The sequence below is a fragment of the Streptomyces sp. 63XJN7_1_ISO-PGPR-S23-121 genome (assembly GCF_056173025.1).
This window is the reverse complement of sequence record NZ_CM149653.1, coordinates 90,592-104,981: the sequence shown is the minus strand read 5'-3', so window position 1 is coordinate 104,981 and position 14,390 is coordinate 90,592. Positions and strand designations below refer to the sequence as shown.

Annotated in this window: 10 protein-coding genes; 4 read left to right on the top strand and 6 right to left on the bottom strand. The window is 75.8% G+C overall.

Annotated elements, in window-relative coordinates; genetic code table 11:
- Positions 1-29: 29 nt before the first annotated feature.
- The 5 genes from AC0VYN_RS00455 to AC0VYN_RS00435 all read right to left on the bottom strand — a co-directional run bounded on the left by AC0VYN_RS00455 (position 30) and on the right by AC0VYN_RS00435 (position 7,315).
- Entirely contained in the window at positions 30-1,436 is a 1,407-nt protein-coding gene (locus AC0VYN_RS00455; protein WP_475534289.1) for an extracellular solute-binding protein, read from the bottom strand.
- Positions 1,436-4,603 (bottom strand): substrate-binding domain-containing protein, encoded by a 3,168-nt coding sequence (locus AC0VYN_RS00450; RefSeq protein WP_475534288.1) that lies wholly within the window; start codon positions 4,601-4,603, stop codon positions 1,436-1,438. Before AC0VYN_RS00450 ends, AC0VYN_RS00455 begins: the two co-directional genes overlap by 1 nt.
- Positions 4,604-4,610: 7 nt before the next feature.
- Positions 4,611-4,973 carry a hypothetical protein gene (locus AC0VYN_RS00445; RefSeq protein ID WP_475534287.1) on the bottom strand — a complete coding sequence of 121 codons (363 nt, stop codon included), beginning with the start codon at positions 4,971-4,973 and terminating at the stop codon, positions 4,611-4,613.
- Between the two features lie 103 nt (positions 4,974-5,076).
- Positions 5,077-6,144, bottom strand: a complete 1,068-nt coding sequence (locus tag AC0VYN_RS00440) for a serine/threonine-protein kinase (protein ID WP_385470748.1) — start codon at positions 6,142-6,144, stop codon at positions 5,077-5,079.
- Between the two features lie 64 nt (positions 6,145-6,208).
- The gene (locus AC0VYN_RS00435) at positions 6,209-7,315 is read right to left on the bottom strand and encodes a PP2C family protein-serine/threonine phosphatase (RefSeq protein ID WP_475534286.1); all 1,107 of its coding nucleotides are present in this window, start codon (positions 7,313-7,315) and stop codon (positions 6,209-6,211) included.
- Positions 7,316-7,511: 196 nt separating this feature from the next.
- On the opposite strand from AC0VYN_RS00435, the gene AC0VYN_RS00430 reads away from it, so the two are divergent.
- The 3 genes from AC0VYN_RS00430 to AC0VYN_RS00420 all read left to right on the top strand — a co-directional run bounded on the left by AC0VYN_RS00430 (position 7,512) and on the right by AC0VYN_RS00420 (position 10,242).
- On the top strand, positions 7,512-7,961 hold the full coding sequence (locus tag AC0VYN_RS00430) for a hypothetical protein (RefSeq protein ID WP_475534285.1): 450 nt from the start codon (positions 7,512-7,514) through the stop codon (positions 7,959-7,961).
- 183 nt (positions 7,962-8,144) lie between these two features.
- Entirely contained in the window at positions 8,145-9,056 is a 912-nt protein-coding gene (locus AC0VYN_RS00425; protein WP_475534284.1) for a hypothetical protein, read from the top strand.
- 178 nt (positions 9,057-9,234) lie between these two features.
- Positions 9,235-10,242 carry an endonuclease/exonuclease/phosphatase family protein gene (locus AC0VYN_RS00420; RefSeq protein WP_475534283.1) on the top strand — a complete coding sequence of 336 codons (1,008 nt, stop codon included), beginning with the start codon at positions 9,235-9,237 and terminating at the stop codon, positions 10,240-10,242.
- A gap of 19 nt (positions 10,243-10,261) precedes the next feature.
- Here the strand turns inward: AC0VYN_RS00420 and AC0VYN_RS00415 are convergent, their stop codons facing one another.
- Positions 10,262-12,346, bottom strand: coding sequence for a PhoX family protein (locus tag AC0VYN_RS00415; RefSeq protein ID WP_475534282.1), 2,085 nt, complete (start codon positions 12,344-12,346; stop codon positions 10,262-10,264).
- Between the two features lie 253 nt (positions 12,347-12,599).
- Here AC0VYN_RS00415 and AC0VYN_RS00410 point away from each other — a divergent pair, with 253 nt between their 5' ends.
- Positions 12,600-14,390, top strand: coding sequence for a VWA domain-containing protein (locus tag AC0VYN_RS00410; RefSeq protein WP_475534281.1), 1,791 nt, complete (start codon positions 12,600-12,602; stop codon positions 14,388-14,390).

Sequence of the window (14,390 nt, the reverse complement as noted above, 5' to 3'; positions counted from 1 at the left end):
GCGGCCGGCCCGGTGCGCGCGCCGTCCGCTCAGTCCGGCAGCGCCTGGCGCAGCGCCGCGTCGAGGCGTGCCGCCAGTTCCGCGTCGCCCGGCGGGTCGTCGGCGAAGAGGGCGCCGAGCTGGGCGGTGAAGGTCTGGGTGAAGGCGCCGTACAGCGGGGTGCGGGGCCGGTGGACCGCCCGCTGAAGGGCCGGGAGCAGGGTGTTGCGGGCGTAGGCCGGGCGGCCCGCCGGGTCGCGGGGCATGGCGTCCGCGCCCTCGCCGGTCGGCGCCGCCGAGGGCGTCGCGGCGGTCACCGCGCACGTCACGCCGTCGTCCGTGTACGCCGAGGTCCGGGTGGCCGCGAACCCGGCGTCCAGCAGGCAGCGTTCGCTCTCCTTGCCGGTGAGGTACCCGATCAGGTCGGCCGCCTTGGCGGACCGCTGGGACGCCGAGGTGACGGCGAGGTTCTGGCCGCCGAGCACGGCCCGGCCCGGCAGCGCGGTAACGCCCAGCCGGTCGCCGGGGAAGGCCTGGGACAGGGCCGGGTAGACGTACGGCCACTGCCGCAGGAAGGTGGTGCGCCCGGCGGCGAAGTCGCCGAGGGAGGCCGTCTCGTCGGAGTGGGCGGCGTCGGGGAGGATGTACGACGCCTCGGTGCGGTCGCGCAGCTCGGCGATGCCCCGCGTCAGCTCCTCGACGGTGGCGTCGTAGCGGCCGTCCTCGTCGGTGAGCGTGCCGCCGGGCACCGCCGAGGCGAAGGCCTCGACGGCATTGACCGTGCGGCCCTCGTACGCGGCGAGCTGGGTCGTCCAGCCCTTCTCGTAACCGGCGGGCTTGTGGTCGTTGAGGGTCTCGATCAGCTTCCTGAGCCGCTTCCAGTCGACGCCGCCGGACAGTTCCGTGTGCTGGACGCCGGCCTGCCGCAGATGGTCGCGCCGGTAATAGAGCAGGCCGACGTCGCTGTTGAAGGGCACGGCGTACACCTCTCCCTTCCAGCGGGCCGTGCTCGCCACGGGGGCGATGACGTCGTCGTCGAGCAGCGACGCCGGCAGCGGCCCGATCAGCCGCGCGGCGGCGAACTCCGGGACCCAGGTGACGTCGAGGTTGACCACGTCGTAGGCGGCACTGCCGGACTGGAGGGCGCCGAGGAGCTGGCTGCGCTGCTCGTCGGCGTTGCCGGGCAGCTCGACCAGCCGGGCGCGGTAACCGGTACCGGCCTTGTCCTGCCGGGCGTTCCAGGCGTCTATGAGCCGCTGCCGGACGCCGTTCTTGCCGGTGACGTCCCGGCCGCTGGCGACCACGATGTCGCCGGGCACGTCGGCGGACGGCGTCACCGCCGGGCCGCCACCGGTGCCCCCGTCGCCACCGGTGCAGGCGGTCGGCAGGAGCAGGGCCAGCGCGGCCGGCAGGGCCCACCGGGCCGCGCGCCGACGCCGTGAGAGCCGTCGCGGCATCAGTCCTCCCCCGTTCCGGTGCGGGCGACCTCGTCGTGCAGGGCGGCACCGAGGTCGTCGCCGGCGTCCAGGCACCGGCCGCCGCTCGCCTCCGAGACCCGGGCGTCCGGCTTTCCCGGGTCGCAGGCGCCGCCGGTGAGCGAGACCGTCGTGACCGGCACCCGCACCGCACGCGCGAGGGCGAGGACGTCGTCCAGACGGTCGCCGCCGAGCCGGGACACGTCCTCGTCGTCGGTGACCTGGACGATCAGGCCGGGCCGCTCGTCGCCCGCGCCGCGCCGCCCCATGTCGTCGAGGGCGGCGCGCAGCGCCCGGTACGGATCGGCCTCGGCGTCCCGGACCCCGGCCGTCCGGTCGATGGTGCGCTCGGCGTCCTTGCGGGCGTGCCGGCCGAACGGGAGCAGGGTGTCGTACGGGTCCCCGTCCGTGCCAAACACCGCCCACACCCCGTACTCGTCCCGTGCGCCGAGCCCGCCGAGCGACTGCTTCAGCAGCCCGGGGCCGCCGCTGGGCCCTTCCCACCGGCCGGCCATCGAGCCGGAGCTGTCGAGCAGGAAGAGCACCCGGCCGGGCCCGCCGGCCCCCCGGTAGCCCTCCAAGGACGCCTCCATCGCGTCCCGTCCGGCCGACTCGGTCAGCGGCGACGGCGCCCGCAGCACCGAGCCGGCGACGTCCGCGGTGTCCAGCAGGGCGCGGCTGCCGGTGGCCGCCCGGAACCCATCCCGGGCGAACGCCTCGCGCCCGCGCTCACCGGTGAGCCAGGTGCGGAACCGGCCGGCCGCGTCGTCCCGGGCCGCCCGGTCTCGGTCGGCACCCTGCCAGCGGACGCGGACGAAGACGGGCTCCAGGCCGGGCACGTCGCCGGGGTACTGGGCCATGCGCGGGGTGCGGCGGGCGCTGTCGCAGCCGACGCCGGTCTTCATCAGGAACTCGGGGACGAGGGCGGCGGTGCGGTCGTCCACGGCGTCGTCGTCGGGCAGCGTGCACAGCAGGTCGGCGGCGGTCGGGGAGGGCGGCCCGGGCTGGGCGACGCGGCTCTCGGCGCGACGGGGGTCGGCGGTGCCGGCGCCGGTGGCGTGCAGGCCGACGGTGGCGAGCAGGCCGGTGTCGGTGAACTCCGGGTCGGGGCGGCGCACCTCGGCGTCGGCGCGCCGGGCGAGCAGGTCGTCGATCATCCGGTTGAGCGGGCGCCCGACGCGCTCGGCCAGCCGCTCGGCGGCGAAGCCCTGCGGGACGGCGAGCACGACCGGGGAGTACGCGAACGCCTCGCCGTCCGGGTCCAGGACGGCCACGGCGTCGGTGTCCTGGCCCTCGGCCACGCGGGCGACGTCGGCACGGGAGCCGGGTATCCAGACGTCGGGCTGCGGGCCGACGTCGCGCTGCGGGTTGGTGTCGTCGTCCCGGGGCTCCTGCCAGGCGCCGGTGCGCTTGCGCAGGACGGTGACCGCGTCGGCGGCGCCCGCGCTGTAGACGGTGATGCCGCTGCGCCGGCAGCCGTCGCCGTTGGTGTTCTCCTCCGACGTCAGGTACGCGTCCGCGGCGGTCCGGACGGTCGTCTCCAGGTCGGGGTCGGTCAGGACGCGCAGTTCCAGGGGCGGTGGGCAGGAGGCCGGCGGGTCACCGTCCGCCACGACGAGCCGGTACGAGCCGAGGCCGACGACGGCCAGGAACGCCAGGAGGAGAACGCCGGTGCCCATCCGCCCCGGCCACCGCCGGGACGGACGGGACACCCCGGCCCCACGCGCTTCGGTCCCCCGGCCGTCCCCTCCCGCCGAGCGCCCCTTACGCCCCGGCCGGCCGAACACCCGGCCGGATCCGGCCCCACGTCCCGAGCCGGCTCCGCGCCCCGAGCCGGCTCCGTCCGCCGACCCGCTCTCCGAACCGCCCCCGCCCCCGCCCCCGCGCCCCGAGCCGCTCCCGCCGTCCCGGCCCGCGTCCGACCCGTCGTCCGACGCCGCCCTCTCACCGGCGTCCGCCCCACGCCCCGCGGCCGTACCCTCACCGGCCAACGGCCCACGCCCCGCGGCCGTACCCTCACCGGCCAACGGCCCACGCTCGGACGCCGCACCCCCGCCCGCGTCCGCCCCGAGCCGCGCCGCCGCACCCGACTCCGCGTCCCTCCCGGCTCCGGGCGCCGCGTCCTCCCCGGGCGCCCGCCGCGGCTCCGGCCCGGTGCCCGCAACCGGCTCGTGCCCGCCCCCGGCGCCGGGTCGCGGCGGACGCACCTCGCCTGCCTGCCGTCCGTTCCGCGTCCCCGCCCCGGGCTCCCCGCCGGCCCCGGACGCGTCCGTCCCCGCGCCCGGCGTCACGCCCGCGCCACCGGGCGCAGACGTCTCCCCCGGGTCGCCGCCCTCCGTGGCCGGGCCGGGCACGGCCCCCCGGTGCCACGGGAGCCGGCCGCGTCCGCCACCGCCGGAGGCGGCACCGTTGCCGGCCGAGAGGAGGACGTCCTCCTCGGGCTCGGTGCGGCTCTGCGGTTCCCACAGGTCGCCGCGCACGGTGCGGTGGCCGTCACCGGTCATCCGGGCCCGCACCGCGTCCGCGAGTCCGCGGAACCACACCTCCTTGTCGCTGCCGTCCAGCAGGGTCACGAGTTCGTCGGTGAAGGGCGTCGGGGTGCGCGGATCGCCCGCGTCGGTGCGATGGTTGGCCTGCACGCTCATCAGCAGCAGGACCCGCCGCTTGTCGCGGAAGGTCTCCCAGATCCACGCGGCGTTCCCCGCGAAGCAGCAGTCGAGGACGACCACGATCCGCCGCGCCTCGCTCGCCGCGAGCACCGTCAGCACGGTGGTGAACATCTCCGCGCCGGGGAAGACCGCCGCCCCGCCCGCGACCACGCTCGCGTTGCGCGTCTGCAGGAACAACTCGTCGCCCGCGCTCGGTATCGCCCCGTGCCCGGCGAAGTACAGCAGCAGGACACCCCTGGCCTCGTCGGCGGCCGTCCGCAGCGCCCGGCCGAAGGCGACCTGGTCCGGCGAGCGGCGCACCTTGATCTCCCGCTCGCGGAACACCCCGCCGCGCAGCAGCGCGTCCCGCAGCCGGTCCACGTTGTGCCGGACCGCGGGAAGGTCGCCGGGCACCCCGTACGGCGGCTCCGTGAGGTCGTACTTGGCCACCCCGACCAGCAGCGCCCTGTTCACCTGCCCCCGAGGGTCGTAACCGGTCACCGCCCGCCTACCTGCCGTCGAGGTTCACCGGCTCGACGTGCTCCTCGGGCGGCTCGCCGTCCTCCACCTCGCTGCGGTTGGCCTTCCAGGCCCGCACGGCCCCCTTGACCTGGTCCAGCACCTCCTGGACCACCACGGCCGCACCGCCCCCGACGAACGCCACGACGATCTCCATGCCGATGCCCATCGGGGCGCCTGTCTCGTCGGCCCGGGGCCGCTGGCGAATGCGCAGCCGGCCGGCCCGGACCAGCTCGTCGAGCGGTTTCTCCCGTTCCAGCCACTTGAGCAGCGCCCCGATGTCGCTCTCGCTCGCGGTGCCGTCCAGCCGGACGCGGATACCGCGCGTCACCACTCCGTCCCCCTCAGCCATGACTCACCATCATGGCACCGCTGTCGCGCACAGGGGAGGGTTCGTACGCCACCGTCGCTACGCGCACGCGGGCGCACGCGCCGGCCGGGGGCTCGGGCGGGCGTCAGCCCTGGGTCCCCAACCGGCTCAGCTCCCGCTGCACATGGTCCAGCGCGCCCTCGCGCCGCCCCGGGACCCGGCCGCGCAACGCGGCGAGCGCGGCACCCAGTTCACGCGCCCGTCCGGCGTCCCGGATCCGGCCCCACTGGTGGTGGGCCCGGTCCACGGCCGCCTCCACGGCGGGCGTCCCCGGTTCCTGCCCGGCTCCCAGCCGCGCCTCGGCCACCGCCAGCCAGGCCCGGCAGCTGCGCGCCGGGTCCCCGGCGAACATCGCGAGGTCGGCCCGGACCTCCGCCCAGTGCAGCGCGTCCTCGGAGGCGGGCCCCAGCGCCAGGGCCGCGGCCCGTTCGTGACGCGCGGCGAGCGCGTCGGCGTCCCCGTGCCGCCCGGTCCGCACGGCGGCGGCGATCACCGCGTGCGGGTCCCCCGCCACCGGCCCCGGCGCCGCCAGCACCAGGTCCGCGCCGCTCACGCCGCCGTCGGCCGCGCCGCGGGCCAGGGCCTGCTGGTGCAGCTGGTCCGGCGGCGGCCGGTGCCCGCTGCGCAGGATCGTCGCGACGCCGCGCATGTACGCGGGGGCGGCCACGGTCCGCCGCGAGGGCGGCGGCGCGATGCGGCCGTAGACGGCGTTGTTGCGCCCCGAGTCCAGCGGGTGGGTCCGCAGCCACTCCCAGGTCTCCTGGTCGGCGTGCAGGTCCAGCAGCAGCGTCGTCGCACCGCTCGGCCGCAGCCGGAGCTCCTCGCGGAGCCAGTGCCAGGGCAGGGCGGTGTAGCGGACCGTGGAGGGCGTCGTACGGGCCAGCGCCAGATGGGGCAGGCGCTCGCGCCGGTCCAGTTGGAGCTGACCGGTGACGTACACCGTCAGCGGACCGGGGGCCGCCGCGGCCGCGCGGAGCCGGGTCAGCACGGCCTGCGGCTCGAGCGGGTCGGCGAGTTCGACGACGTTCGCGGTGTCCGTCCCGGCCAGCACGGCGGGCGGCACTGCGGCGAGCACGGGGAGCACCGAGGCGGCGTCCACCAGGCACCCCCGGCCCACGGGCGACGCCGCGAGCAGCAGCACGGTTCCGGGCATGTCCCCTCCCCCTGTCGATCACGTACGGCAGCACGTTAACGGTTGCGACCGCACAGCGGGGCACTCAGCCGCTCACCCGCCGCACCGCGAACACGGTGGTGTCGTCGACCAGCCGCGCCCTGCTGTGCCGCAGCGTGCCGTCCCTGACGAGGGCGACCAGCCGCCGCGGCGCCGCGACGCGCGGATCGGCGGCGACGGCGCGGGCCACGTCGTCCGCGGGCCGGTAGAAGCGTCCCGCGGCGTCTCGGGCCTCGGTCACCCCGTCGGTGACGAGCAGCAGCGTCTCGTCCCGGGCGAGGGCCAGCCGGTGCACCGACATCGACGGCCCGGGCACGAGGTCGCCCATACCCAGCGGCAGCCCGCCGACGGCCGGCAGGCGCCGTACGCCGTCCGGCCCGACCGCCAGCGGGGGCTCGTGGCCGAAGACGACGGCGTCCACGGCGTCGGGCAGGTCGTCGGTGAACTCGACCAGCACGGCGGTGGCGAAGCGGTCGCCGCCGGGCTGGCCGGCGGCCGCGCTGTGTCTGCGGTGGCGCAGGATGCGGGTCTCCAGGCGTTCGGCGACCGTCGCGAGCTCCGCCTCGTGGTATCCGGCCTCGCGGAACGTGCTGAGCAGCGCGGCCGCCGTCTCCACCGCCCCCAGCCCCTTGCCCTGCACGTCGCCGACGAGGACCCGGGTGCCGTGCGGGCCGGGCTGGACGTCGTAGAAGTCGCCGCCGACGCGGGCCTCGGTGTCCGCGGAGAGGTAGACGGCCGCGATCTCCAGGCCGCCGAACACCTCCGGGAGCGGGCGGAGCACCGTGCGGCGGGTGGTGTCGGCGATGTCCCGCATGTGCAGCATGCGCCGCTCGCCGCCCACCCGGACGGCGGCGGCGGCCACCGCGATGAGGCCGCCGAGGACGACGAGGACCAGGTCCGACAGCCCGGTGCGCTCCTGGTGCTGCCAGACGGTGTCGGCGAGGACGTAGACGACGGCCGCGAGCACGGCGAGGACCGCCGTGCCCGGCACCCCGCAGATCGCGGCCGCGACACCGGGCACGAGCACGGTCCAGGAGATGATCTGGAACGCGCTGGTGGTGACGTCGGCCACGGCGATGCCGGCGAGCAGTGCCAGCGGGAAGAGCCAGGCGACGCTCCGGCCGCGCACGCTCAGCAGTTCGTGCCGGGACACGGCGTCCCCCCGGCCGGCGGCCCGGACGAGTCCCTCGAGGAGCCGCCACCGGCCGCGTACCGGCCCTCCGGAACGACCTCCCGCACGACCCCTCACAGGCCTCAGCGAAGCACGGCCCCCCACGGCCCGCATCCTGACTTGCCGCCCGCCCCGGCCCGGTGTGCCCTGGTAGGGGGCGAGGAGAGAGGAGTGCTCCATGGCTCACGCGGTAGACACGCCCAGGAAGTCCATCGACCGGGCCGGCCGCGACACGACGACCGACGTCTTCGGCCCGCGGACGCACCTGGTGGCGAAGTGGGCGGTGCCCGTCGCGGCCGGGCTGGTCTACGGCTTCTGGGCCGCGGCCAACCGGCGCTACGGCGGCCCCATCACCGGCTGGAACCTGCTGTTCGGCTTCCTGACCGCGCTCGCGTTCGTCGTGCTGTACGCCGTGGTCCGGGCGGTCGCGCAGCGGCTGCCGCGCGAGGGACACGCGGTGCTGTGGGGCGCGTTCGCGGGCAGCGCGCTGGGGTTCCTGTACGCGCAGAGCGGCGTGGCCATGTTCACGTGCATCCTCACGTCCCTGCTCCTGGCGGCCGCCGTGACGGCCTCGTTGTTCTACGTCTACTACTCGCGCGAGAACGCGACGGGCCACCGCACGCCCTGACCCGCGCCGCCCGCCTTGCCGAGCAGCGGTGAACGGCGGCGGTGAACGGCCCCCGGCCACCCGGCCGGGGCCCGCCCGTGCGCGCCGGCGACGCCGGGCCGGTTTCGGCCGTTCGGAGCGTCCGGCGGGCCCGTACGGGTCACCCCGGTCGCCCGGCGTGTCCCGCGGGCCTTGCCTGGAAGGGTGCACTCTCGTCTTCGGAGCGCCCTGTCGGCCGGCCTGATCGCCCTCGCCTGCCTGCTCGCGCCGTGCGGCACGCTGGCGGTCTGGGGGGCGTACGGGCTCACCGACACCGGCCGGTACGCCGCCGCCATGGCGCCGCTCGCCGCCGACCCGGACGTGCGGGACGCGGTCGCGGACACGGTGGGCGACGGGGTCATGAACGAGGTGGGCGCCGGCCCTCTGCGCTCGACCGTGCGCCTCTACGTGGAGGACGCGGCCCGCTCCTTCACCCGCACCGAGGCCTTCCGCGCGGGCTGGGACGCGGCCAACCGGGCCGTCCACGCCGCCGTGCTGCGCGCCCTGCGCGACGAGGGGGCCGCCGGGCGCCCCGTCACCGTCGACCTGGCCCCCGTCACCGCCCGGGTCCGCAGCCGGCTCCTCCAGGACAACGTGCCGATCGCGCGGCGGATCCCGGTCCGCCACACCGAGGTCACCGTGCTCCCGGCCCGCGAGGCGGACCGGCTCAGGAAGGGCTACCAGGTGCTCGACGTCGCCGCCTTCTGGCTGCCGCTCGCGGCCGTCGCCTTCGCCGTCGCCGGGATCGCCCTGGCCGCCTGCCGCCGGCGCGCTCTCACGGCCACCGGCGTCGGCACGGCCGTCGGCGGGGTGCTGCTCGCCCTCGCCGTCCTCCTCGGCCGCCGGCTCACCCTGGCGGAACTGCCCGGCGCGGTGGACGGCCCGGCCGCCGGCGCCGTCTACGACGCCCTCACCGCGACCCTGCGCACGGCGTCCTGGCTGCTGGTCGGCCTCGGCCTGACGGTCGCCGCGGCCTCCTGGCTCACCGGCCGGTACGGACACCTGCTGCGCCGCCGCCGGCCCACCGCGGGCGCCGCCGCCGAGGCATCACCGTCCTCGACACGGGCCCGGCTCTGACACCCGCCGCGGAAACCCCCTGGTCCCACGGGCACCCGCACGGCTACCGTCCCCGCCCATGCGCGAGACAACGACCCTGTGGCGCCACGCGGACACGTAGCCGGCGGGCAACTTCCCACCCCCGTCCGCCGTCCTTGAGGGAGGATCCGGACGACGCACCCGAGCGGAGGGCCGGCACGTGGACACCGACACGGCGAGGGGCGCGCGGACGGACGCGCGCGGCGGCCCGGCGGCCCGCAGGGCCGGACGGCGGTTCGGCGCCTGGTGCGCCGGACTGCTGTTCGCCGGGGTCTCCGCGGTCGTCGGCTGCCGGGCCGCCGACACCGACGGCATCACGCCCGTGCCGCAGCTGCTCGCCTTCCTGCCCTGGCTGCTGGTGCCGACCGGGGCCGGACTGCTGCTGACACTGCTCGCCCGCTGGTGGACGGGTGCGGTGTGGGGCGTGGCGCTGCTCGGGCTGCTGGCGTGGTTCATCGAGCCGTACGGCAGGGCCGGTGAGCCGGCCGGGCCGCCGGTCGCCGAACTGCGGGTGCTGACGTCGAACATCGAGTTCGGACAGGGCACCGAGGCGCTGATCGGCGCGGTGCGGCGGGAGAAACCCGACCTCCTGTTCGTACAGGAGTGCGAATTCACGTGCGCCGCGGCCCTGCGTCGGGAGCTCGGTGCCGGCTACCCGCACCGGCGGGCCGTCGAGGGCGGCGGCTCCGAGGGGTCGGTCATCCTGAGCCGCTTCCCGCTCGCCCCCGCCCCCGGCGTCCCCGGCACCATGGGCATGCCCGGCGCCGTCGCCGAGGTGCGCGGCCACGCCGTACGCCTCCAGCTCGCCCACCCCATGCCGCCGCTGCCGGAGCAGCTCGGCCTGTGGCGCACGGAGCTGGGCCGGCTGCGCGACGCCGCCGCCGAGGCCGGCGGGACCCCCACCGTCCTCGCCGGCGACTTCAACGCCTCCCAGGACCACGCCGCCTTCCGGCGCGTTCTCGACACCGGACTGCACGACGCGGCCCGCCTGGCCGGCCAGGACCGCACGCCCACCTGGCCGGCCCGGACGATGCCGGTGTTCGGCGCGCAGATCGACCACGTGCTGGTGACACCGGACTTCGCCGCGCGCCGCGCCCGCTTCCTGGACCTGGCCGGCACCGACCACCGGGCACTGGTCGTCGACCTCACCCTGCACGCGGGCCGCTGACCTCCGGGAGCGGGTGCGCTCAGACGCCGATGTCGCGGCCGTCCGCGCGCCACACCGCCACGACCGCCGGGCGGACGATCTTCCCGGGCCCGTCGGGCCAGGTGCTGGCGGGTTGCTCCACCGAGGTGCCGTCGACCTCGCCCGGGTGCTGCACCGCGACCAGCACGCGCCGGTCCTGGACGAGCGGGCCGCAGGTCTCGGCGCCGGTCGGCACGGTCAGGAACTGCTTCAGCTCACCGCGCCGGTCGCCCTTCGTCGCGACGCCGAAGAGGCCGTCATGGGTGCCGAGCGCGTTGCCGTCGGTGGAGATCCACAGGTTGCCGTGGCCGTCGAAGGCCACGTTGTCCGGGCAGGAGATCGGGCTGACGGCGTCCCTGGGGAAGCCCGCGAAGTACGTCGCCGGGTCCTCCGGGTCGCCGGCCACCAGGAAGAGCGACCAGGCGAAGCTCGTCGCGTCGGCCCGGTTCCGGCGCTCGGTGAGCTCCAGGACGTGGCCGTGCTTGTTGGCGACACGCGGGTTGGCCTCGTCGGGGCCCGCGGAGCCGGCCTTGCCGCGGTTGGAGTTGTTGGTGAGGGCGACGTACACCTTGCCGGACTGCGGGGACGGCTCGATGTCCTCGGGCCGGTCCATCTTCGTCGCGCCGACCCTGTCGCCCGCGAGCCGGGTGAAGACGCAGACCTCCTGGGCCGTCATGCCCTCGACGTGCGAGACGGCGCCGTGGGCGGTGGCGGTGACCAGCGGGATCCAGCGGCCGCTGCCGTCGAACTCGCCGTCGCGCGGCAGCTTCCCGGTGCCGTCGATGTCCTCGGCCGGAGAGTCGCCGGTGAGCTGGGCGACGTACAGGGTGCCCTCGTCGAGCAGCGTCAGGTTGTGCTCGCGCGCGTCGCGGCTGGTGCCGTGCCGCATCCGCTTGCTGCCGACGAACTTGTAGAAGTAGTCGAACCGCTCGTCGTCGCCGGTGTAGACGACCGGGCGCCCGTCGGAGGTCAGCCGCACGGTCGCCGCCTCGTGCTTGAAGCGGCCGAGCGCGGTGTGCTTGCGGGGCGTGGAGTCCGGGTCGTAGGGGTCGAGTTCGACGACGTACCCGAAGCGGTGCACCTCGTTGGGCTCCTGGGCGACGTCGAAGCGCTTGTCGAACCGCTCCCACTTGCGCTCGGTGGCGCCGGTGCCGATGCCGTAGCGCTTGTCGGTGGCCCGGCCGCCATTGGCGAAGTACTGGTTGAAGTTCTCCTCGCCGTGCAGCGTCGTGCCCCACGGGGTGGTTCCGCCGGAGCAGTTGTTGAGGGTGCCGAGCACCTTGCGGCCGGTCCGGTCGGCGGAGGTCCGCACCAGGTCGGACCCGGCGGCGGGGCCGGTGAGCCGGAACTCGGTGGTGGCGGTGACGCGCCGGTTGAGGTGGTGCCGGGGCACCGGCGTCAGCCGGCCGCTCCCGCGGTCCTCCTCGACGACGACGGCGGACAGCCCGTGCGCGGCCCAGGCGATCTCGACCTGCTCGCGGGTCGGGTTCTCGGGGTCGTAGCCCCGGAACATCAGCACCTCGTCGGTGTACTCGTGGTTGGCGACGAGGAGCTGCCGGCCGCGCTCGCCCTTCAGCGGCAGCAGCGCGAGGAAGTCGTTGTTGTACCCGAACTGCCCGGCCTGGGCCTTCGCGGTCTGCTTCTCGGGGTCGAAGGCGGGCGCACCGCGCAGGATGGGCTCGCCCCACCGGATGACGACGCCCTGCCGGTAGCCCTCCGGTACGACCACGGCGTCCTCGGTGTTGGGGGCCACCGGGGTGAAGCGCAGCCCGCGGGCACCCTGCGGCTTCGGCCGGTTCCCGTGGCCCGGTCCCTTTCCGGCCGCCGGCGCGGCCTGTGCGGAGGGTGCCCCCGCGACGCCCACGGCACCGGCGCCCGCCGCGGCGACGGTGACGACGGCCGCGGCGCGCATCATGGAACGGCGGCTGAGCGCACCCGCGATGACGTCGCCTACGTACTCGTTGGAGCTGGTGTTGGGCACCTCGTGGAAGCAGGCGTCACCACACCGGAAACGGCAGGTCATGGCGGACCGGCCGCCGGGATGCGAACCGGACGGCGTTCCGATCAACGGCAGCAGCTTGCGCACTTCGTTCTCCCTGGGATGCCTTGGTGTCAGCGCGACCGTAGGTGCACATACGTGCGGGAGACGGGCGCCGCGATGAACGCCGGGTGAACCCGTGGCAGTCGGAAGGGAATTGCCCCGCGGCCGGATCCGGCCCTTGACGCGCCGGTGGCCGCGGGCCAAACCCTGCGCAAGATCACAAGACGGGGCCGCTAACCTTACGTGTCCGTCCTGGCCAGGGATTGACGGGCATCAACTCACGCGAAGGGTTGCGCACATGGGCATTCTCACTCTCCTGCGGAACGCGTTCGGCCGGTCACGCAAAGTACGGGCCGCCCAGGTGGAGGGTGCGACGCAGGAGGCGACGGCACCGGCCGCCGCCCCGGAGCCGAAGCTCCCGTCCCAGCCCACCGCACCCGAAAAGCAGGCCGAGGAGACCGCCCAGGTCCCCGAGCCCCGCACCGGGACCGACGAGCACGAACTCGTCAGGGCCGCGTTCACCAACATCACGGTCCCCAAACCAACCGACTCCCCGGAGGACAACCTCCCCCCTTCCCAGGAGGCGAAGCCGGAGGCCGAGGTCAAGGCGGAGCCCGAGCCCGAGGCCGAGCCTGTGACCGAGACGGAGGCTGAGACCCAGCCCGAGTCCGAGGCCAAGGCCGAGGCGGAGCCCGAGGTCAAGGCGGAGCCCGAGGTCGGGGCGGAGCCCGAGGTCAGGGCGAAGCCCGAGGCCGAGGCGGAGCCTGTGACCGAGACGGAGGCTGAGACCCAGCCCGAGCCCGAGGCCAAGGCCGAGGCGGAGCCTGTGACCGAGGCCGAGGCCGAACCTGAGGCCAAGCCCGCGCCCGAGGCTGACGCCAAGGCCGAACCTGAGGCCGAGGCGGAGCCTGAGCCCGAGACCAAGGCCGAGGCTGATGCGGAGCCCGAGGCCGAGACCAAGGCCGAGGCTGATGCGGAGCCCGAGGCCGAGACCAAGGCCGAGGCTGATGCGGAGCCCGAGGCCGCGCCTGAGCCCGAGGCAAAGACCGAGGACGAGCCCGAGACCAGAGCCGACGTCCAGCCGGAACCCGAGGCCCCGGCCAAGGCCGACACCGAGCCCGAGCCCGAGGTCGATCCCGCACCGGCATCCGAGGCCGAGCCCGTCCCGGAAGCGGGCGCCCGCCCGGAACCGACTCCGGAGGACGAGGCCGAGCCCGCCCCGCAGGCCGAGCCCGCCCCGCAGGCCGAGCCCGCCCCGAAGGCCGCCGCCCCCGAGCCCGCGGCCGCCGACGGCGAGGAAGCCCCACAGGGGCCACCCGCACCCGACGACGAAACTGTCACGGGTGGTGCGGGTGGGAACCCCGAGGCCGACGGCGAAGCCGAGGCCTCCGAACCCGCGACCACCGACACGGGCACCGGCACCGGCACCGGCACCGGCACCGACGAGGCCCCGCAGGACCCCGCCCCCGGCCTCTCCACCGCCTACAAGGCCGCCGGCACCGCCCTGAAGAGGTACAACCTCACCGGCACCCGAGCCAAGGTCTACCTCGTCCTCGACCGCTCCGCCTCCATGCGCCCGTACTACAAGGACGGCTCCGCCCAGGCCCTCGCCGAGCAGACCCTCGCCCTCGCCGCGCACCTCGACCCCGAGCCCACCCTCCACGTCACGTTCTTCTCCACGGAGGTGGACGGCACCGGCGAGCTGACCCTCGCCGACCACGAGAACAAGATCGACGAGCTGCACGGCGCCCTCGGCCGCATGGGCCGCACCAGCTACCACGCCGCCGTCGAGGCCGTGCTGGCCCGGCACGACGAGGAGACCGCCGGCACCCCCGCCCTGGTGGTCTTCCAGACCGACGGCGCCCCGGACGCCAAGACCCCCGCCACCCGTGCCCTCACGGACGCCGCGACGAGCCACCCGCACGTCCACTTCTCCTTCGTCGCCTTCGGTGACCCGGAGAACAAGGCGTTCGACTACCTCCGCAAGCTCAAGACGGGCAACGCGTCCCACTTCCTGGCCGGCGAGACCCCCCTCGAGCTGACGGACAAGGAGCTCTACGAGGGCGTACTGGCCGACTGGCGCCCGTAG

Bases quoted from the DNA above. Each gene is read 5' to 3' on its own strand.
- AC0VYN_RS00455 (WP_475534289.1), bottom strand. From the start codon at position 1,436: ATGCCGCGACGGCTCTCACGGCGTCGGCGCGCGGCCCGGTGGGCCCTG.
- AC0VYN_RS00445 (WP_475534287.1), bottom strand. From the start codon at position 4,973: ATGGCTGAGGGGGACGGAGTGGTGACGCGCGGTATCCGCGTCCGGCTG.
- AC0VYN_RS00440 (WP_385470748.1), bottom strand. From the start codon at position 6,144: ATGCCCGGAACCGTGCTGCTGCTCGCGGCGTCGCCCGTGGGCCGGGGG.
- AC0VYN_RS00430 (WP_475534285.1), top strand. From the start codon at position 7,512: ATGGCTCACGCGGTAGACACGCCCAGGAAGTCCATCGACCGGGCCGGC.
- AC0VYN_RS00410 (WP_475534281.1), top strand. From the start codon at position 12,600: ATGGGCATTCTCACTCTCCTGCGGAACGCGTTCGGCCGGTCACGCAAA.